General features: G+C 48.3%; 1 rRNA gene. It reads left to right on the top strand.

From position 1 onward, the window contains the following. Window positions 1–477 precede the first annotated feature (477 nt). Window positions 478–693: ribosomal RNA gene (locus AC5RK6_RS00710) — 16S ribosomal RNA — on the top strand; the annotation flags it as partial.

Here is a 693-nt window from a genome sequence, read left to right as displayed (position 1 = left end):
GTTGGGCTTGTAAGCTTGTTATCCGTCGCCGAGAGCCCGGTAAGAGCTCAGAGCGGCGAATAAATCCTCGTGAGTGGCTTAGGCCACGATGGTTCGGTTTGTTTACCGGGCTGGGTGGTGGTAGGCTAACGGGGTTGCTCTTCTTGAGCGTGGATGATTCTCCCTGGACTAACCAGTCAATGGTTATTGGTTGGTGTGGGGTGTGGGTGTGGTGTTTGGATGCTTAATAGCGTGTCTGACTAATATTTTTTACGTGAAATATTTTTTGTTCACATAGCCATTCCGGGGTTGACTGATGTTGTTGTTGGTTTCCTGGTTGGTTGTGTGGGTGTGTGCGAGGACAGTTAGCACTCCAGCGGATGGTGACTAGGTGCCGTGTTTTTATGTGGTGTTTGGTTTGTTTGTTGGTGGTGTGTTGTTCTTGTTTTTTATTTTTTGTTTTTGGAGCTAGTTGTTTTTCTTGCTCTCTTACAGTTTTTTGTGGAGAGTTTGATCCTGGCTCAGGACGAACGCTGGCGGCGTGCTTAACACATGCAAGTCGAACGATGATGCCTGCAACTTGTTGTGGGTGGATTAGTGGCGAACGGGTGAGTAATACGTGAGTAACCTGCCCTCCTTTTTGGGATAAGCCTTGGAAACGGGGTCTAATACCGAATATTCTGGCGCTCTCGCATGGGGGTGTTGGGAAAGCTT

The organism is Actinotignum sp. usb-actsch-213, from assembly GCF_059085665.1.
This window is presented reverse-complemented; position numbering and strand designations above follow the sequence as displayed.